Raw genomic sequence first — 18,437 nt, forward strand, 5'->3', positions numbered from 1 at the left:
GGTGAGGGGCTGAAACTAGCCTTCAGAATATCTCCAGCTAAACCCCATACCCCATCATCTTCAGTAATTTCTGTGCATGCTGTACCGCGTCCTGACGGTGCGCCACGCCCAGCTTCTGGTAAAGATTTCGGATATGCGTTTTGATGGTGGTGGCCGCAACATCCAACTCTCCGGCGATCTGCTCGTTGCTATAACCGGAATAAATCAGCCCCAATACCTGCCATTCTCGCTGCGTCAGCGGGCTGGTACGGATAAGCTCCGGCACTTCCGGGTGATTCAGCAGGCGGTTCACAAAGCTTTCATCAAAATGCGCAAACTTATGGCGGTGGTGCTGGTTTATCTCACGCAGGATGCGTTGAGCGCGGTGCTGATCCAGCTCCGGCAGCGTGTTGAGCTGAATAAGCTGGCGCAGCTGCTGCGCCATCGCTTCCCCTTCGATAACGAAGTGACTGATAAACCCGGTGCGGTTTGCCAGCGCCAGAGCTTCCAGCAGCACGCGCTGAGCGTCACTTTTTCTGCCCGCCTGCCAGTAAAGCTGGTTGAGCAGCAGCAGGTTGCGGTTAAGGTCGCTCATCAGACGCAGGCTGCGGGCGTTTTCGTTAAGTTCTTCCAGCACCATTTCCGCCGGATCGTACTCACCCAGCAGGATTTGTACGCGGGCGATATTCCGCCACTGGCTTTGCAGGAAGTGGTTATTGGCAAATTCAGGCTTCGGCGTCTGGCGCAGCCAGTTGGCTGCCGACTTTTTATCGCCAATCATTTGCCAGTAAATCACCCGCACCTTGTCGGCGTTGGAGACCCAGTCGCTGTGCCAGGGACCGTTCCCAAGCAAATTTTCAAGGCGATTAAGGTGATTGCGAGCATTATCCAGGTCACCGCGCGCCAGTGAGCATTGCACCAGCAGCGCCAGACACTGGAGCTGTTGCTGCGGCTGGAAGCTGGAAAGGACCTCCATTCCGCTGCGGGCTGCCGCTTCGGCTTCATCCAGCCGGGCCCAGGCCCAAAGCAGCTGGGCGCGGATACGCTGTAGAAACTCATGCAGTGGCAATTGTTCGAGGTGCTGCTCGCGGATCAGCACAAAGGCTTTCTCCTGGGTTTCCCAGGCGGCCTGTAAGAATCCCTGAGCCAGCAGGATTTCGCTTTGCTGAATGAGACTCCACAGCGCGTAGTGCCACACATCGTGGCGGCGGGCCATTTGCTCGGTCTGCTGCATAACGGAAAGAGACTTCGTCAGATCGCCTTTGCAGTGCAGCACTTCGCCGTGAACCGAAGTTGCTACTATGCGGCTGTAAAAATTGGCCAGCGGCAGCATTTCCAGCGCGACCATGGCCAGACGCTCGGCTTCCGCCGGATCGCCCGCGTTGATGGCAACCTGGGCTCTCAGGGCGTTAAATTCACCGTGCAATGTGTCGTCGATGACCAGGTCCATTTCCTGCTCGGCCCTTGCCAGCAGGGTATTCACTTCGCCGTAGCGGTGCTGGCTTTGCATCAGCCAGGCCTGCAGCAGCACAAGTTTTGGGTTTTCCAGCAGACTTTCCCAGGGCAGCGCCTTCAGTGACTCCTCGAGCAGCGTCAGTTCGCTGTGGTTAAACAGCGCCCACGCGTGGCCCAGCAGAATATCGCGCAGCATATTGGCGTCACCTGCCGCCAGCGCGTGGTGAATAGCCTCGCTTGGGAAGCCTTGCGCCATCCAACTTTCGGCGGCCGCCCGGTGAATATCCGGCAGCTCTGCGGCCAGCTCCCACTGGCAGCGCTGGCGAAGGAAACTGCCAAACAGCGGGTGGAAGCAAAACCATTCGCCGGAATCGTCCATACGCTGCAGGAACAAGCCCTGGCGCTCAATCTCCTCCAGCCGCATCTGGCCATTTTCTTCACCCGTTACCTGGATGATCAATGCGTCATTCATTGAGCGCAGGATGGAGCTTCTCAGCAGGAAGTTGCGGGTATCGGCATCAACGTTGTTCAGGACTTCATCCACCAGATAATCTGAAAGATGGCTGGCGTTAATGCCCGAGAGACGGCGTGCGGAATGTTGAGCTGGCGTATTGCTCTGGCGCGCGGACAAGGCGATTAACTGGAGCGCCGTTACCCAGCCAGCAACGTCATCACACAGGCGGCTGCTGTCCGCTTGTTCAATCGGCGTTGCCAGGCGGTTGTCGAAGAACTGTTTGGCTTCCTGATGCGTAAAGGCGAGCTGCTGGCTACCAATTTCCAGGAGCTGATCGCGCACGCGAAGGTTGGCAATGCCAAGCTGCGGGAGATTGCGCGACAGGATCACCAGTGTCAGGTTTTCTGGCTGGTGGCGAATGAAAAAGCGCATGGCTTCATGAATAACCGGGTTGGCAATCAGATGATAATCATCAATCACCAGGTACAGCGGTTTGTCCCACCCCGCCAGCTCAATGAACAGCTGAGAAAAGAGCGAAGACAGGCTGGCGTATTGCCGCTTTTGCGCCATGATTTCGCTACTGGCGCAGTGGCCGCCGGTGGCGTGCTGCACGGCGGCAATCAGGTAGCTGGCAAAGCGCTCCTGCTGGTTATCTCCCTCATCAAGGGAATACCAACCCAGCTCTTTTCGCCCCGCCGCCCACTGCGACACGAGGGTCGTTTTACCATAACCGGCCGGGCTGGCGATCAGCGCTAAGCGATAGTTGGCGGCAGTTGAAAGCTTCACCAACAGGCGATCGCGAACCACAGTGTTTTCCAGCCGAACGGGGCGGCTTAATTTGGATGGGATTAACATAGTTGATCACTTCACTGTGTATAAATTTCCCCGGCATTTTTCGCGCTGCAGGGCGGGGCTGCCGGACTGCAGAGAAAATAATGGAGGGAAAAGTTCAAGGATGCGATTTTTTTTACGCTTCGTAATTAATGCTTACGGATAAGGTCTGCCAGAATGCTTTTTATTGCAAGGTTGTTGAACTTTCCGAGCTCGGTAAGTTGCACCCTGTCACAGTTCCATTTTTTCATGAATGCGATTGCTCACTGCTTGTGGCAGCGCGGCTGAAACCTGTTACACCGCCGCATCGAGTGGCAGAGATCACATTTTTCGCTCATCCTCGCTACTCCTCCCCGCCTAATCCGCGCCGGGAGGAGGAACTCCCACGGGCTGCCCGGCACACTAACGGGTAATGATTTTCGAACATTACAGGACCGATTTTCTATGTCACAGCCGATCTTCAGTAAAGAACAGTTCCAGTCCGCTCTGACGCGCCAGTGGCAGCGTTATGGCCTCCATGATGCCAGTGAAATGACTCAGCATCAGTGGTGGCAGGCGGTTAGTGGTGCGCTTGCAGAGCACTTAGCGGCTCAGCCAGCAGCAAAACCTGAAGCCAAACAGCGCCACGTAAACTACATCTCGATGGAGTTTCTGATAGGCCGCCTGACGGGGAATAACCTGCTTAATCTTGGCTGGTTCACTGAGGTGAGCGATGTGCTGAAGGATTACCAGATAAACCTCACCGATTTACTGGAAGAAGAAACGGACCCGGCTTTAGGCAACGGCGGGTTGGGACGGCTTGCGGCCTGCTTCCTGGACTCAATGGCCACGGTCGGGCAATCGGCCATCGGCTATGGCCTGAACTATCAGTATGGCCTGTTCCGCCAGTCCTTTAAGGACGGCAAACAGATGGAAGCCCCGGATGACTGGCAGCGCGGGAGCTACCCTTGGTTCCGCCACAACAGCGCGCTGGATGTGCAGGTGGGCATTGGCGGGAAACTCGTGAAGGACGGTAAGCATTCCCGCTGGGAGCCAGCCTTTATTTTCCAGGGCGAGGCGTGGGATTTACCGGTGCTGGGCTACCGAAATGGCGTGGCGCAGCCGCTGCGCCTGTGGCAGGCAAAACATGCTCATCCATTTGATTTGACTAAATTTAATGACGGTGAGTTTCTTAAAGCCGAGCAGCAGGGCATTGACGCTGAAAAGCTCACCAAGGTGCTCTATCCGAATGACAATCACCTGAACGGTAAAAAGCTGCGCCTGATGCAGCAGTATTTCCAGTGTGCCTGTTCGGTGGCTGACATTCTGCGCCGCCATCATCTGGCAGGCCGCAAGCTCGCCGAGCTGCCGGCCTACGAAGTGATTCAACTGAACGATACCCACCCAACCATCGCTATCCCTGAGCTGCTTCGCGTGCTGATTGACGAACATCAGCTTAGCTGGGATGACGCTTGGGCGATTACCAGTAAAACGTTCGCCTACACTAACCACACCCTGATGCCTGAAGCTCTGGAGTGCTGGGACGAGAAGCTGGTGAAAGCGCTGCTGCCTCGCCATATGCAAATCATCAATGAGATTAACAAACGCTTTAAGCTGCTGGTCGACAAAACCTGGCCGGGGGATGAAGCCGTCTGGGCGAAGCTTGCCGTGGTGCATAGCAAGCAGGTACGTATGGCTAACCTGTGCGTGGTCGGAGGCTTTGCGGTGAACGGCGTTGCGGCGCTTCATTCTGAGCTGGTGGTGAAAGATCTGTTCCCGGAATACCACCAGCTGTGGCCGAACAAATTCCATAACGTGACGAACGGCATTACGCCGCGCCGCTGGATCAAGCAGTGCAACCCGGCGCTTGCCACGCTGTTCGACAAGACGCTGAAGAAAGAGTGGGCGAATAACCTCGACGTGCTGGAAGGACTGGAAAAGCACGCCGATGACGCCAAATTCCGCCAGACCTGGCGCGAAATCAAGCATCAGAACAAAGTAAAACTGGCTGCATTTGTGAAGGCTCGTACCGGCATCGTGATTAGCCCGGATGCGTTGTTCGACGTGCAAATCAAACGCCTGCACGAATACAAACGTCAGCACTTGAACCTGCTGCATATCCTGGCGCAGTACAAAGAGATCCGCGAGAACCCGAAAGCAGACCGTGTGCCGCGCGTTTACCTGTTTGGCGCGAAGGCGGCTCCGGGTTATTACCTGGCCAAAAATATTATCTTTGCTATCAACAAAGTGGCTGAGGCGATCAACAACGATCCGCTGGTGGGCGACAAACTGAAGGTCGTTTTCCTGCCGGACTATTGCGTATCTGCGGCGGAGATCATGATCCCGGCGGCTGATATTTCCGAACAGATTTCGACTGCCGGTAAAGAGGCATCCGGCACCGGTAACATGAAGCTGGCGCTGAACGGCGCGCTGACGGTGGGGACGCTGGACGGTGCCAACGTTGAAATTGCAGAGAAGGTGGGTGAAGAGAATATCTTTATTTTCGGCCACACCGTCGAGCAGGTTAAAGCCCTGAAAGCCAAAGGCTATGATCCGGTGAAATGGCGCAAAAAAGATAAAGTGCTGGATGCCGTGCTTAAAGAACTGGAGCAGGGCAAATACAGTGAAGGAGATAAACACGCCTTTGATCAGATGCTGCACAGCATCGGCAAAGAGGGCGGCGATCCTTACCTGTTGATGGCGGACTTCACTGCTTATGCCGAGGCGCAAAAGCTTGCCGACAAACTTTATCTGGACCAGGAAGCCTGGACGCACGCCGCCATTTTGAACAGCGCCCGTTGCGGCATGTTCAGCTCCGATCGCTCGATCCGCGATTACCAACAACGTATCTGGCAGGCAAAACGCTAAGGGAGCGCCATGGAGAGCAAACGTCTTGATAGCGCCGCTCTGGCGGCGGGTATCAGCCCTAACTACATCAACGCCCACGGCAAACCGCAGGCTATTCCTGCGGAGACAAAACTGCGTCTGCTCGAGGCCATGAACCGCACCGCTGTTGCAAAAAAGTCGACCGATCCTGTGCCAGCGGTTCAGGTTTTCACTGCCGGGCAGCGAATGCAGCTGACGCTGGAAGGCGAGGGTGAATTTAGCTGGACGCTGACCACTGAAGAAGGTCATACCCACCGCGGGCAAGTTTCCGGTGGGAAGACGTTATCGCTGCCGACAAAGCTACCCGAGGGCTACCATTCGCTGGTGGTCAGTCGGCAAAAGCAGAGCTGGACGAGCCGAATTATCGTCGCCCCGCCGCGCTGCTATGAGCCGGACGCGTTACTGCAGGGCAAAAAGCTGTGGGGGGCGTGCGTGCAGCTTTATACGCTGCGCTCGGTGGCTAACTGGGGCATCGGCGACTTTGGCGATCTGAAGCAGATGCTGGGGGATGTGGCGAAGCGGGGCGGGGCGTTTATCGGCCTCAACCCGATTCATTCGCTTTACCCGGCTAACCCGGAGAGCGCCAGCCCATACAGCCCTTCGTCACGCCGCTGGCTGAATGTCATCTATATCGACGTCAATGCGGTTGAAGATTTCCAGAACAGCAAAGCGGCGCAGACGTGGTGGAAAACATCCGCAGTGCAGAAACAGCTCCAGGACGCTAGAGATGCCGAGTGGGTGGATTATTCCGCCGTTACGGCCCTTAAAGTTGCGGCGCTGCGTTTAGCGTGGCAGCAGTTCTCGTTGCGTACAGCCAGCGATGAACAAGTCGTCGCGTTTGGCAGGTTCGTTGCGGAAGGAGGAGAAGGTCTGTTCTACCAGGCTGCCTACGATGCGCTTCATGCCAGCCAGGTTAACGAAGATCCTCTGCGCTGGGGCTGGCCGGTGTGGCCGGAAGGCTATCGCGACGCCCATAGCCCGGAAGTGAAGCAGTTCTGCGAGCAGCATTGCGATGAGGTTAACTTCTGGCTGTGGCTGCAGTATCTCGCCTGGCGTCAGTTTAAGGCCTGCTGGGATGCCAGCCAGCATGACGGGATGCCGATTGGCCTTTATCGCGACCTGGCGGTGGGCGTGGCGGAAGGCGGCTCTGAAACCTGGTGTGACCGTGAGCTTTACTGCCTGAAAGCCTCCGTTGGCGCGCCGCCGGATATTCTTGGCCCGTTAGGCCAAAACTGGGGGCTGCCGCCGATGGATCCCCACGTCATGGCCGCTCGCGGCTATCAGCCGTTTATCGAACTGCTGCGCGCCAATATGACCCACTGCGGCGCCCTGCGCATTGACCACGTTATGTCGATGCTGCGGCTGTGGTGGATCCCCTACGGCGAGACGGCGGATAAAGGCGCCTATGTGCAGTACCCGGTGGACGATCTGCTTTCGATTCTGGCCCTGGAAAGCCAGCGCCATCGCTGCATGGTGATTGGTGAGGACCTCGGTACCGTGCCGGTTGAAATCGTCGACAAGCTTCGCGACAGCGGCGTTTATTCTTACAAAGTGTTGTACTTCGAACACGACGGAGAGAAGCAATTCCGGGCTCCGGCCACATGGCCTAAGCAGTCGATGGCGGTTGCCACAACGCACGACTTGCCCACGCTGCGTGGCTACTGGAATAGCGGTGATTTAACGCTGGGCAAAACGCTGGGACTTTACCCTGATGAAGAGGTGCTGGCGGGGCTGTATGAAGACCGCGAAAGGGCTAAACAAGGTCTGCTGGACGGGCTGCATAAATACGGCTGCTTGCCGAAGCGGGCGGGACATAAGGCCGCGTTAATGACGATGACCGACACGCTCAACCGTGGAATGCAGCGTTATATAGCCGACAGCCATAGCGCGCTGCTGGGGCTGCAGCCGGAGGACTGGCTGGATATGGCCGAGCCGGTGAATATTCCTGGTACCAGCGATCAGTATAAGAACTGGCGGCGCAAGCTAACCGTCTCTCTGGAAGCGATGTTTGCCGATGAACGGGTGAATAAGTTGCTGAAAGATTTGGATAAGCGGCGTAAGAAGACGTAGTTTCGTCTCACGTTTCTCGGTCTATTCCCTCTCCCTTTTAGGGAGAGGGTTAGGGTGAGGGGCAAACTAATAGTAAGAGTGCTCACCGCGCTGGTGTTCGGTCAGGTCACGCACGCCTTTCAGCTCAGGGAACTCAGCCAGAAGCTGTTTCTCGATCCCTTCTTTCAGCGTCACATCTACCATTGAACAGCCGTTACAGCCGCCGCCAAACTGCAGAATGGCATAGCCTTCGTCGGTAATTTCCATCAGCGTGACGCGACCACCGTGGCCCGCCAGCTGTGGGTTAACGGTCGCCTGCAGCATATACTCAACGCGCTCCATCAGCGGCGCGTCGTCAGACACCTTACGCATTTTTGCGTTAGGCGCTTTCAGCGTCAGCTGGGAACCGAGCTGGTCGGTGACGAAGTCGATTTCGGCATCTTCCAGATAAGGCGCGCTCAGCTCATCGACATAAGCGGTTAACTGCTCGAACGGCAGCGCCGTGTCGGTCGCTTCAACCGCATCCGGCGGACAATAAGACACACCACACTCCGCATTCGGGGTGCCAGGATTGATTACGAATACGCGGATTTGCGTCCCTTCTTCCTGATTTGCCAGCAACTTGGCAAAGTGGGATTGTGCAGCATCGGAAATACGGATCATAACGATTGCTCAATAGTTGACTATTTTAGTCGGTTATAATACGCCCATCATCGAGGGTCTACAAGGTTCGACACAGGCACCATACCTGGACAGTCGCCGCGCCCTGCCTTTTCAGCAATCGCGCTATCTCCGCAACAGTACTACCCGTCGTCACGACATCATCCACAATCGCCATATGGCGACCCGCAACGGGAATTTCAACCCTAAAGATGCCTTTCAAATTCCTCTTTCTTTCCTTTGCTGTCAACGTATGTTGGGCTGGCGAGGCGCGTATGCGTTTGATTGCAGAGGGATAATGCTCCAGCCCTAGCCAGCGAGACAGCGGAGTAGCAATAAGTGCGCTTTGGTTATAGCCGCGCCGCCACGCTCGGGTATGGTGCAGCGGTACACTCAAAATAGCATCAGGCAAATGAAGCCTGCCCTCTCGCCTGGCTGCCAGAATACGCAGTAGCAAAAGGCGGGCTAAGGCCGGTGCAAGCGAGGGCGTTCCGGTAAATTTCAGGTGATGAATCAGCGTGCTTAACGGCGGCAGGTAATCTGTCACATAGGCCATTGCGTCCCACTCAGGCGCTCTTTGCAGGCAACGTCCGCAGGGCAAATGCCCGCTCAACGCCGGCAAACCACACTGTAGACAGCAGGCCAGGGGCTGAAGCAGCGAGGCGCTGCAGCAGGAGCAAATGCCCCATGTCGGACGGGCAAGCGGTAACCGGCATAGCCAACAGCGGCCAGGGATTGCTAGCATAGCGTTCTCCTTGCTGATGAAAATGAGAACGGTAACTGATGAGTGAGCTGTGGTGGCAAACAAAAGGTGAAGGAAAACGCGATCTTGTGCTGCTGCACGGATGGGGACTGAATGCGGAGGTTTGGCACAACATAGAATCCGAACTCGGCTCGCAGTTTCGGCTGCATCTGGTCGACTTACCGGGGTATGGCCGGAGCAGGGGGTTTGGTGCGCTAACGCTGGAGGAAATGGCCGACATTGTGCTGGCTAAAGCGCCTGAATGTGCCACATGGCTTGGCTGGAGCCTCGGTGGGCTGGTAGCAAGCCAGGCTGCGCTCGCCAGGCCTGAACGCGTGAATGCGCTGGTGACGGTGGCTTCCTCACCCTGTTTTACCGCCGCAGAAGACTGGCCGGGCATTAAACCGGACGTGCTGGCCGGGTTCCAGCAGCAGCTAAGCGAAGATTTTCAGCGTACCGTGGAGCGTTTTCTGGCGTTGCAAACCCTGGGCACAGAAACCGCGCGCCAGGATGCTCGCCTGCTGAAAACCGTTGTTCTGGAACAGCCGATGCCGGACGTGGCCGTGCTTAATGGCGGGCTTGAGATCCTGAGAACCGCCGATCTGCGCCAGGAGCTTTCGCATTCTGCAATACCGCATTTACGTCTGTATGGCCGACTGGACGGGCTTGTGCCACGGAAAGTGGTTCCCCTGCTGGACGCCCTGTGGCCGCAGTCCAGCTCGGTTATCTTCGACAAGGCCGCCCACGCGCCGTTTATCTCTCATCCGGCTGAATTCTGCCAGGCTCTGCTGGCCTGGGGGCAACAACGGCTTAGCTGACGGGCAGTAAAAAGGCGGGGTAGCCCGCCTTTCATCAGATTAACTTAACGCAGTGCCCAAAGTTCCCGGGCGCACTTTTTCCCTTCTGGACAGCTTTTGCAGCTTCCCGTCAGGCAACTGCTCGGATCTTCGCTGATGCGTCTGGCTTTGCCCATCGCTTCCAGTCGATCGAGCATGGCGGCTACCAGCGGCAGAGGCGTGGCAAGCTGCTGGCTTATCTGCTTCGCTTCCAGGCGGCCCTGAAGCGCCAGGGCGTTACGGATATCAATCAGGCTTGCCATCATCGCTCCTTAGTGACAGTCGCCGGTGCTGCTTTGGCAGCAGGACGACGGCGTTTTTCTGGTGGCGAGCAGCGATACGTCCACGCGACTTCTTGCCCGGCGCAGCCCGCCAAGCAGCAGGACGTTGAACAATACCACCGCGAGGATGCAAATCAGGCTGAACTGCGGGTGCTCGCTGAAGGTGACGCTCTGGTAGTAAAGCGTGGAGAGCGAATAGGCAATGTTCAGCCCCCACAGCACAGAAAACGTCATCCAGCCCCGGCTCGATTCACGGGCGATGGCTCCCATCACCGAGATGCACGGAATATAGAGCAGAACGAAAATCAGATAGCTGTAGGCGGCGGCTTCGCTGCCGAATTTCGTGCTCATCACGCCCATCGGCCCGGAGGACATTTCACCGTCGCCTTTGCTTGCCTCAATCGGGTTCGCCAGCACGCTCAGGCTGAAGGTGTTTTTCAGCCCCTGCCAGGTTTCATCGGCGGCAGCGCCCAGTTCATCAAGCAGGTTAAAGCTTGCGGCATCAAACTCTTCATTGTGAATATCTTCGGCGGTATAGAGGGTATTTAACGTGCCGACCACCACTTCTTTGGCCATCGCACCGGTAAACAGCCCAACGGTAGCCTGCCAGTTGTCATCATGGACACCAATCGGCTTAAGCAGCGGCGTCAACACACGGCTGACGGAGGCAAGGGCAGAATCATTGATGCTATCTACTGGCTTGCCGCTAAAGGAGAAGCTGTTCAGGGCGCCGATGAAAATACTGACGATCACGATGACCTTCCCGGCGCGAAGCACGAAGCCTTTCAGGCGCTGCCAGGTCTGTAAAATCAGGCTCTTGAGGTGAGGGACGTGGTAAACCGGCAGCTCCATGACAAACGGCGAAGCTTCGCCGCGCATGATGGTGTGCTTCAGCATCAGGCCGGTGAGAATAGCCATGACAATGCCGAGAATATAAAGCGAGAACACCACCAGCGCGCCCTGCTGGCCGAAGAATGCGGCGGCAAACACTGCGAAAATCGCCAGGCGCGCACCGCAGGACATAAACGGCGCCATCATGATGGTCATCAGCCTTTCGCGCGGCGCATCAAGGGTACGGGCGCCCATGACCGAAGGCACGTTACAGCCGAAGCCGACAATCAGCGGCACAAAGGATTTACCCGGTAAACCCAGCGACTGCATCAGGCGATCCATCACGAAGGCTGCTCGCGCCATATAGCCGGAATCTTCGAGGAAGGAAAGGAACAGGTACATCATGCCGATTTGCGGCACCAGCGGCAGCACGGTATTGATCCCGCCGCCAATCCCCTGGGCCAGGAAAATCGTCAGCCATTCAGGGAAGTGCAGCGTATAACCGAGCCACTGGATGCCGTGAATGAATATCGCCACCGAGCCGCCATCAAAAATAGGCTGCAGCGCGCCGCCGATGTTAATCGCCAGCAGGAACATCAGATACATCACCAGCATGAAGATTGGCAGGCCGAGGTAACGATTGAGGATGATTTTATCCATCGCCACCGTCAGCCGGTTGGGTTCGGCTGTCAGGCTATTGCTAACCGCGTCGCAAATGGAAGCGATGCTTTGGTAACGAGCATCTGCGATCAGCAGCGCGGGATCGTCAATGGTCTCAGCCAGGCGCGCGCGCGCCGAGTCAAGTTTGTCTGTGGCATTGCCCGCATACGCGAGGCTGTAGATATCCCCTTCCAGCATCTGCAGCGCCAGCCAACGGCGCTGCGTCACCGGCATTTCCTGCGGCATATCCTCGGCCAGCTTTTTTGCCTCTTGCAGCAAAATCTGCGGATAGTGCACCAGCTCGTTTTTCTCGTTGGGCTGCTTGCGGTCAATGGCGAGTTTCAGGCTTTCAATACCGCGCCCGCGAGTAGACACCAGCGGCACGACGGGACAGCCGAGACGGGCGGCCAGCGCGTCGATGTCGATGCGAATTGCCTGTTTCTCGGCAATATCCAACATATTGAGCGCCACCACGCACGGGATGCCCAGCTCGAGTAGCTGGAGCGTCAGGTAGAGGTTACGCTCAAGGTTAGAAGCATCCACTACGTTGATTAACAGATCGGCATCGCCGCTCAGGATGTAGTGGCAGGCGATTTGCTCATCAAGCGAAGTTTGTGACGAAATGGTGGTGAGTGAGTAGGTGCCGGGTAAATCAACCAGCGTGACCTGGTGCTCAAGGGTGGAAAACTGACCTTCTTTGCGTTCTACGGTGACACCCGCCCAGTTCCCCACGCGCTGGCGGGCACCCGTCAACTGATTAAATAACGTGGTTTTACCCGAGTTAGGATTGCCGATTAAACCTATGGTTAAGTTTTTCATTTTATTCGTAAACTTCGTTGAATGTGCAAAATAACGCGAACGTTTCCCCGCCGTTACGCCACGGCTTCGATATTGACCAGCGCGAGATCTTTTTTGCGCAGTACCAGGCTTACGCGGCGCGTTTCAATATGAATAGGGTCGCCGAGAGGTGCCACGCGGACGACGTTGAATGAGGAACCCGGCAACATGCCAAGGGACAATAATTTTTGGCGATAAGCCGGACTGATTTCACTGGCGAAGCCGGTAATTTTCCACGCGCTATTCGGTATGAATTGCATAAGACCTACTTAGAGCTGGGCTCTGCATTGACGCTGACTGAATGATCGTTTTATTCACGAGCGATGCGTGTAATAAAAACGAATTAAGCTATCGGAAGAAAGAGAAGAAATATCGTTCAATGCAATGATAATGAGAATGGTTACTGTCGACAATATTTATTTTTCTGAGTGAATTTAACCAAAATAGGAATTTTTCTGGCTGATTTAGTGGGGTTGCTTTTAACGAGCAGAAGAAAGTGGTTTCTTAATTGCATGAAAAATAGAGTAATGGCTTCTCTTTGGTGAACGATGAATGTTATTTCGTTATTGCCGATGTTACAGGGATGATAATTGCTGGTTTCATGGCGGGGTAGATATTGAAAATTGATTTAGATCAAGAGTAGGTTATTTTTCTGCTTTTTGTCGGCGATGGAAAAAATAAGACCTCTCCCCGAAGGGAGAGGTCAGACAATTAACGCTTCTTGCCCATCGCAGCGGCCAGCGCATCCATCATCGCGCTATTCCCACCGGCGGCATTTTCACGCCCGCGCGGTTTTTGTTGTGCTGTTGGCCTGCCTTTTTGCTCGCGAGGTGCGTTGCCACCCCCATTACCGCGACGGCTGCCACCTTCGCCAGGCTGTTCATCAAGGCGCATGGTCAGGGCGATGCGTTTCCGCTGCAGGTCCACTTCCAGGACTTTGACTTTAACGATATCGCCCGCTTTCACCACTTTGTGCGGATCGTCGATGAATTTGTCCGACAGGGACGAGATATGCACCAGGCCGTCCTGATGTACACCGATGTCGACAAATGCGCCGAAGTTGGTGACGTTCGTCACCGCGCCTTCCAGCAGCATGCCCGGCGTCAGGTCGTTCATGGTTTCCACGCCTTCAGCAAACTGTGCGGTCTTAAACTCAGGGCGCGGGTCACGGCCCGGTTTTTCCAGCTCTTTAATAATGTCCGTCACGGTAGGGACACCGAAACGCTCATCGGTAAACTGGCTGGCCTTCAGATCGCGTAATTCGCTGCTGTTGCCCATCAGGTCCTGCAGCGCCTGCTGAGTGGCGGCCAGAATACGTTCGACCACCGGATAGGCTTCCGGGTGTACGGTAGAGGCATCCAGCGGGTTATCGCCGTGGTTGATGCGCAGGAAGCCCGCACACTGCTCAAAGGCTTTGGGCCCCAGGCGGCTGACTTTCAGCAACTGCTGGCGGTTCTGGAAGCGGCCATTTTCGTCGCGCCAGTTGACGATGTTCTGCGCCATCATGCGGGTCAGGCCAGCCACGCGGGTCAGCAGCGGCACGGAAGCGGTGTTGAGATCCACGCCAACTGCGTTCACGCAGTCTTCGACGACTGCATCCAGTTTTTTCGCCAGCTGAGTCTGGCTGACGTCGTGCTGGTACTGGCCCACACCGATAGATTTCGGGTCGATTTTCACCAGCTCGGCCAGCGGATCCTGCAGACGGCGGGCAATCGAGACCGCGCCGCGAATAGACACGTCCAGATCCGGGAATTCCAGCGCCGCCAGCTCGGAAGCTGAGTAAACGGAAGCGCCGGCCTCGCTGACGATCACCTTCTGGGCGGTGACTTTCGGGAACTGTTTTTGCACATCCAGGAAGAAGCGCTCGGTTTCACGGGATGCGGTACCGTTGCCGATAGCGACCAGCTCGACGTTATGTTTTTCACAAAGGGCAGCCACGGCCACGGCGGCTTTCGCAGCCTGACCGGTATGCGGATAAATAGTATCGGTTGCTACCAGCTTGCCGGTGGCGTCAACCACCGCGACTTTTACGCCAGTACGCAGGCCCGGATCGAGGCCCATGGTGGCGCGCAGGCCAGCCGGGGCCGCCATCAGCAGATCGTGAAGGTTGCGGGCGAAAACGTTGATGGCTTCATCTTCGGCGCGTTCGCGCACGGTGCCCATCAGCTCGGTTTCAAGGTGCATTAACACCTTGATGCGCCAGGTCCAGCTCACCACGGCCTTACGCCAGCTGTCGGCCGGGGCATTGTTCAGGCGCAGATTCAGGTGAGAGATGATCAACTGCTCGCAGTAGCTCTCGCGCGGGGGCTCATCAAACTGCGGGTCGGCATTCAGCGACAGCTGTAAAATACCTTCGTTACGCCCGCGGAACATCGCCAGCGCGCGGTGAGAGGGAACGGTGGCAATGGCTTCGTGGTGGGCGAAGTAGTCGCGGAATTTCGCGCCTTCTTCCTCTTTACCGCTTACCACGGCGGAAACCAGATGCGCATTTTTCCACAAATAGTCGCGCACTTTTGCCAGCAGAGCGGCATCTTCGGCGAAGCGTTCCATCAGGATGTAGCGTGCGCCGTCCAGCGCGGCCTTGGTGTCGGTGACGCCTTTGTCGGCATCCACAAAGCGAGCGGCTTCCTGCTCCGGGTCGTGTGAAGGTTCGTTCCACAGCAAATCCGCCAGCGGCTCAAGGCCGGCTTCGATGGCGATTTGCCCGCGGGTACGGCGCTTGGGTTTATACGGCAGGTAAAGGTCTTCGAGTTCGGTTTTGCTCAGCGTGCCGTTGATGGCACCGGCAAGTTCGTCACTCAGTTTACCCTGCTCGGCAATAGACTTGAGGATGGACTGACGGCGCTCTTCCAGCTCGCGCAGGTAGCTAAGACGAGTCTCCAGTTGACGCAGTTGCGTGTCATCCAGACCGCCGGTGACTTCCTTACGATAACGTGCAATAAACGGCACGGTATTCCCTTCATCCAGCAGGCGAACGGCGGCTTCCACCTGTTCGTTTCTGGCCTGAAGCTCACCCGCAATAATGCGGCAAAGCGAATCATTCATCATGGCTTTTCATCTGTGTAGTACGGAAAATTCAGCAAACAGTTATACGGATCGGGGCGCGAAAATGCCAGCCGACGACCCACGGATATTGGGTTTCAGACAGTTCTGTGCACATTACTCGGGTTTAGGGTACTCAATTTCATTGACGTACCACTGCGCTTCTCCCGCCGGCGTTTGCACCACGGCTAAATCGCCCACTTCTTTTTTGAGCAGCGCGCGCGCCATCGGCGAATCAATAGAAATGTAGTCCTTGCGGCCAAAAATCTCGTCGTAACCAACGATGCGAAAACGCAGCATGTCGCCGTCGTCGTTTTCAATTTCGACCCAGGCGCCGAAGAAGACTTTGCCTTCCTGCTGCGGTGAGTAATCGACGATTTTCAGGCGCTCCAGAGATTTGGTGATGTAGCGAACCCGGCGGTCAATTTCACGCAGGCGTTTTTTGTTGTACTGATAGTCGGCGTTTTCGCTGCGATCGCCGAGGCTGGCGGCCCAGGTCACTTTTTTGGTCACTTCGGGGCGCTCTTCACGCCACAGATAATCCAGCTCTTTTTTGAGCTTTTCGTAGCCTTCACGGGTGATTAACGGCGTTTTCATCTTTCTGCCCTACAGCCTGTAAAATCAGAGTGTGATTTAAACCGATGCTCAATAAGGAATGCAACCGGTGCATTTTGGGAAGCAAGTCACCAAATTTTGATTTAAAACGTTGATAACCGACTGTTTAATATGCTTTGTAACAATTTCGACTAGAATGTATACCAGAATTGACTGGTTGTATTAGCGCAGTTTTTTAAGAATACACACTCAACTGTTCGAGCCTTTGGGAGTACAAACGATGCAAGAGAACTATAAAATTCTGGTGGTCGATGACGACATGCGTCTGCGCGCGCTGTTAGAGCGTTATCTCACCGAGCAGGGCTTCCAGGTTCGCAGCGTCGCTAACGCCGAACAAATGGATCGCCTGCTGACCCGTGAATCCTTCCACCTGATGGTGCTGGATCTCATGCTGCCGGGCGAGGATGGTCTTTCTATCTGCCGCCGTCTGCGCAGCCAGAGCAACCCAATGCCGATCATCATGGTGACCGCGAAAGGCGAAGAAGTTGACCGTATCGTCGGCCTGGAAATCGGCGCTGATGACTATATTCCTAAGCCGTTTAACCCGCGTGAACTGCTGGCCCGTATTCGTGCGGTCCTGCGCCGTCAGGCGAACGAACTGCCGGGTGCGCCTTCTCAGGAAGAAGCAGTTATCGCTTTCGGTAAGTTCAAGCTGAATCTAGGCACTCGTGAAATGTTCCGCGAAGACGAGCCAATGCCGCTGACCAGCGGTGAGTTTGCGGTACTGAAAGCGCTGGTCAGCCACCCGCGCGAGCCGCTTTCCCGCGACAAACTGATGAACCTGGCCCGTGGCCGTGAATACTCCGCGATGGAGCGTTCCATTGACGTGCAAATCTCCCGCCTGCGCCGGATGGTGGAAGAGGACCCGGCGCATCCGCGTTATATCCAGACCGTTTGGGGTCTTGGCTACGTCTTTGTCCCGGACGGCGCTAAGGCATGAGGCGAGTTCGCTTCTCCCCCAGAAGCTCGTTTGCCCGTACGCTGTTGCTGATCGTCACCTTGCTGTTTGTCAGCCTGGTGACGACTTATCTTGTCGTTCTGAACTTCGCGATTCTGCCGAGCCTGCAGCAGTTTAATAAGGTGCTGGCGTACGAAGTCAGAATGCTAATGACCGACAAACTGCAGCTTGAAGACGGCACCCAACTTGTGGTGCCGCCTGCGTTTCGTCGTGAGATTTACCGCGAGCTGGGCATTTCACTTTACTCCAACGAGGCGGCGGAAGACGCTGGCCTGCGCTGGGCGCAGCACTACGAGTTTCTGAGCCAGCAAATGGCGCAGCAGCTTGGCGGCCCGACCGAAGTGCGCGTTGAGGTGAACAAAAGCTCCCCGGTTGTCTGGCTGAAGACCTGGCTGTCGCCGAATATCTGGGTCCGCGTTCCGCTGACCGAAATCCATCAGGGCGATTTCTCCCCGCTGTTCCGCTACACGCTAGCGATCATGCTGTTGGCGATAGGCGGCGCATGGCTGTTTATTCGAATACAGAACCGACCGCTGGTCGACCTGGAGCACGCTGCGCTGCAGGTCGGTAAAGGGATTATTCCTCCTCCTTTGCGCGAATATGGCGCTTCGGAAGTGCGGTCGGTAACGCGGGCGTTTAACCATATGGCCGCGGGTGTTAAACAGTTGGCCGATGACCGCACGCTGCTGATGGCGGGCGTTAGCCATGATCTACGCACGCCGCTGACGCGTATCCGCCTGGCGACTGAAATGATGGGGCAGGAGGATGGCTATCTGGCCGAGTCGATTAACAAAGATATCGAAGAGTGTAATGCGATTATCGAACAGTTTATCGACTACCTGCGCACCGGGCAGGAGATGCCGCTGGAGATGGCGGATCTCAACGGCGTGCTCGGGGAAGTTATTGCGGCAGAAAGCGGTTACGAGCGTGAAATCGATACCGATCTGCAGGCCGGCGAAATCCGCCTGAATATCCATCCGCTGTCTATCAAGCGCGCGGTGGCGAATATGGTGGTGAACGCGGCGCGCTACGGCAATGGCTGGATCAAAGTCAGCAGCGGCAGCGAATTAAACCGCGCCTGGTTCCAGGTGGAAGATGATGGCCCAGGCATTGAGCCAGACCAGCTTCAGCATCTGTTCCAGCCGTTTGTTCGCGGCGATAGCGCCCGCAGTACCAGCGGCACCGGGCTGGGTTTAGCCATCGTGCAGCGCATCATCGACAACCATAACGGGATGTTGGATCTCGGGAAGAGCGAGCGGGGAGGGCTGCGAATCAGGGCTTATCTCCCGCTGCCGATAACCCGGGTGGTGACTCATCGGGAAAGCTAGCTGGCCTGTGGCCC

The 18,437-nt window shown here is 56.2% G+C and carries 13 protein-coding genes; 5 read left to right on the forward strand and 8 right to left on the reverse strand.

Annotation, left to right across the window (positions count from 1 at the left end; all coding sequences use genetic code 11):
- Nucleotides 1–37: 37 nt before the first annotated feature.
- A complete protein-coding gene (gene malT, locus ACREYP_RS00775; RefSeq protein WP_008457891.1) occupies nt 38–2,743 on the reverse strand; it encodes an HTH-type transcriptional regulator MalT in 2,706 nt (901 codons plus the stop codon).
- Between the two features lie 420 nt (nt 2,744–3,163).
- On the opposite strand from malT, the gene malP reads away from it, so the two are divergent.
- Nucleotides 3,164–5,566 carry a maltodextrin phosphorylase gene (gene malP, locus ACREYP_RS00780; RefSeq protein WP_336819061.1) on the forward strand — a complete coding sequence of 801 codons (2,403 nt, stop codon included), beginning with the start codon at nt 3,164–3,166 and terminating at the stop codon, nt 5,564–5,566.
- Between the two features lie 9 nt (nt 5,567–5,575).
- Complete coding sequence (gene malQ / locus ACREYP_RS00785; RefSeq protein WP_336819062.1) at nt 5,576–7,654, forward strand: 4-alpha-glucanotransferase; 2,079 nt, start codon at nt 5,576–5,578, stop codon at nt 7,652–7,654.
- A 66-nt stretch (nt 7,655–7,720) separates the two neighbouring features.
- Here malQ and nfuA read toward each other — a convergent pair whose 3' ends face one another.
- Nucleotides 7,721–8,296: a Fe-S biogenesis protein NfuA gene (nfuA, locus tag ACREYP_RS00790; protein WP_008457887.1), complete on the reverse strand. Its 576-nt coding sequence runs from the start codon at nt 8,294–8,296 to the stop codon at nt 7,721–7,723.
- Nucleotides 8,297–8,354: 58 nt separating this feature from the next.
- Nucleotides 8,355–9,038: a DNA utilization protein GntX gene (gntX, locus tag ACREYP_RS00795; RefSeq protein WP_336819063.1), complete on the reverse strand. Its 684-nt coding sequence runs from the start codon at nt 9,036–9,038 to the stop codon at nt 8,355–8,357.
- 38 nt (nt 9,039–9,076) lie between these two features.
- Between gntX and bioH the strand changes: the two genes are divergently transcribed.
- Nucleotides 9,077–9,853, forward strand: coding sequence for a pimeloyl-ACP methyl ester esterase BioH (bioH, locus tag ACREYP_RS00800; RefSeq protein ID WP_336819064.1), 777 nt, complete (start codon nt 9,077–9,079; stop codon nt 9,851–9,853).
- Nucleotides 9,854–9,897: 44 nt separating this feature from the next.
- Here the strand turns inward: bioH and feoC are convergent, their stop codons facing one another.
- From feoC to greB, 5 genes are all read right to left on the reverse strand, one after another.
- Entirely contained in the window at nt 9,898–10,134 is a 237-nt protein-coding gene (gene feoC / locus ACREYP_RS00805) for a [Fe-S]-dependent transcriptional repressor FeoC (RefSeq protein ID WP_336706716.1), read from the reverse strand.
- Nucleotides 10,135–10,143: 9 nt separating this feature from the next.
- The gene (feoB, locus tag ACREYP_RS00810) at nt 10,144–12,462 is read right to left on the reverse strand and encodes a Fe(2+) transporter permease subunit FeoB (protein ID WP_008457876.1); all 2,319 of its coding nucleotides are present in this window, start codon (nt 12,460–12,462) and stop codon (nt 10,144–10,146) included.
- Between the two features lie 53 nt (nt 12,463–12,515).
- Nucleotides 12,516–12,740: a ferrous iron transporter A gene (gene feoA, locus ACREYP_RS00815; RefSeq protein ID WP_008457875.1), complete on the reverse strand. Its 225-nt coding sequence runs from the start codon at nt 12,738–12,740 to the stop codon at nt 12,516–12,518.
- 451 nt (nt 12,741–13,191) lie between these two features.
- The gene (locus tag ACREYP_RS00820) at nt 13,192–15,528 is read right to left on the reverse strand and encodes a Tex family protein (protein WP_336819066.1); all 2,337 of its coding nucleotides are present in this window, start codon (nt 15,526–15,528) and stop codon (nt 13,192–13,194) included.
- 111 nt (nt 15,529–15,639) lie between these two features.
- Nucleotides 15,640–16,119 (reverse strand): transcription elongation factor GreB, encoded by a 480-nt coding sequence (gene greB, locus ACREYP_RS00825; protein WP_008457871.1) that lies wholly within the window; start codon nt 16,117–16,119, stop codon nt 15,640–15,642.
- A 238-nt stretch (nt 16,120–16,357) separates the two neighbouring features.
- On the opposite strand from greB, the gene ompR reads away from it, so the two are divergent.
- Nucleotides 16,358–17,077 (forward strand): osmolarity response regulator transcription factor OmpR, encoded by a 720-nt coding sequence (ompR, locus tag ACREYP_RS00830; protein ID WP_006177890.1) that lies wholly within the window; start codon nt 16,358–16,360, stop codon nt 17,075–17,077.
- Entirely contained in the window at nt 17,074–18,423 is a 1,350-nt protein-coding gene (gene envZ, locus ACREYP_RS00835) for a two-component system sensor histidine kinase EnvZ (RefSeq protein WP_008457865.1), read from the forward strand. The genes ompR and envZ overlap by 4 nt, the downstream gene beginning before the upstream one ends.
- Nucleotides 18,424–18,437: the final 14 nt, after the last annotated feature.

It is taken from the genome of Enterobacter sp. TMH.L2 (genome assembly GCF_050847315.1).
GTDB lineage: Bacteria > Pseudomonadota > Gammaproteobacteria > Enterobacterales > Enterobacteriaceae > Cedecea.

Coding starts and splice junctions, on each gene's coding strand:
- malT (WP_008457891.1), bottom strand. CDS start 2,743: ATGTTAATCCCATCCAAATTAAGCCGCCCCGTTCGGCTGGAAAACACT.
- malP (WP_336819061.1), top strand. CDS start 3,164: ATGTCACAGCCGATCTTCAGTAAAGAACAGTTCCAGTCCGCTCTGACG.
- malQ (WP_336819062.1), top strand. CDS start 5,576: ATGGAGAGCAAACGTCTTGATAGCGCCGCTCTGGCGGCGGGTATCAGC.
- nfuA (WP_008457887.1), bottom strand. CDS start 8,296: ATGATCCGTATTTCCGATGCTGCACAATCCCACTTTGCCAAGTTGCTG.
- gntX (WP_336819063.1), bottom strand. CDS start 9,038: ATGCTAGCAATCCCTGGCCGCTGTTGGCTATGCCGGTTACCGCTTGCC.
- bioH (WP_336819064.1), top strand. CDS start 9,077: ATGAGTGAGCTGTGGTGGCAAACAAAAGGTGAAGGAAAACGCGATCTT.
- feoC (WP_336706716.1), bottom strand. CDS start 10,134: ATGGCAAGCCTGATTGATATCCGTAACGCCCTGGCGCTTCAGGGCCGC.
- feoB (WP_008457876.1), bottom strand. CDS start 12,462: ATGAAAAACTTAACCATAGGTTTAATCGGCAATCCTAACTCGGGTAAA.
- feoA (WP_008457875.1), bottom strand. CDS start 12,740: ATGCAATTCATACCGAATAGCGCGTGGAAAATTACCGGCTTCGCCAGT.
- ACREYP_RS00820 (WP_336819066.1), bottom strand. CDS start 15,528: ATGATGAATGATTCGCTTTGCCGCATTATTGCGGGTGAGCTTCAGGCC.
- greB (WP_008457871.1), bottom strand. CDS start 16,119: ATGAAAACGCCGTTAATCACCCGTGAAGGCTACGAAAAGCTCAAAAAA.
- ompR (WP_006177890.1), top strand. CDS start 16,358: ATGCAAGAGAACTATAAAATTCTGGTGGTCGATGACGACATGCGTCTG.
- envZ (WP_008457865.1), top strand. CDS start 17,074: ATGAGGCGAGTTCGCTTCTCCCCCAGAAGCTCGTTTGCCCGTACGCTG.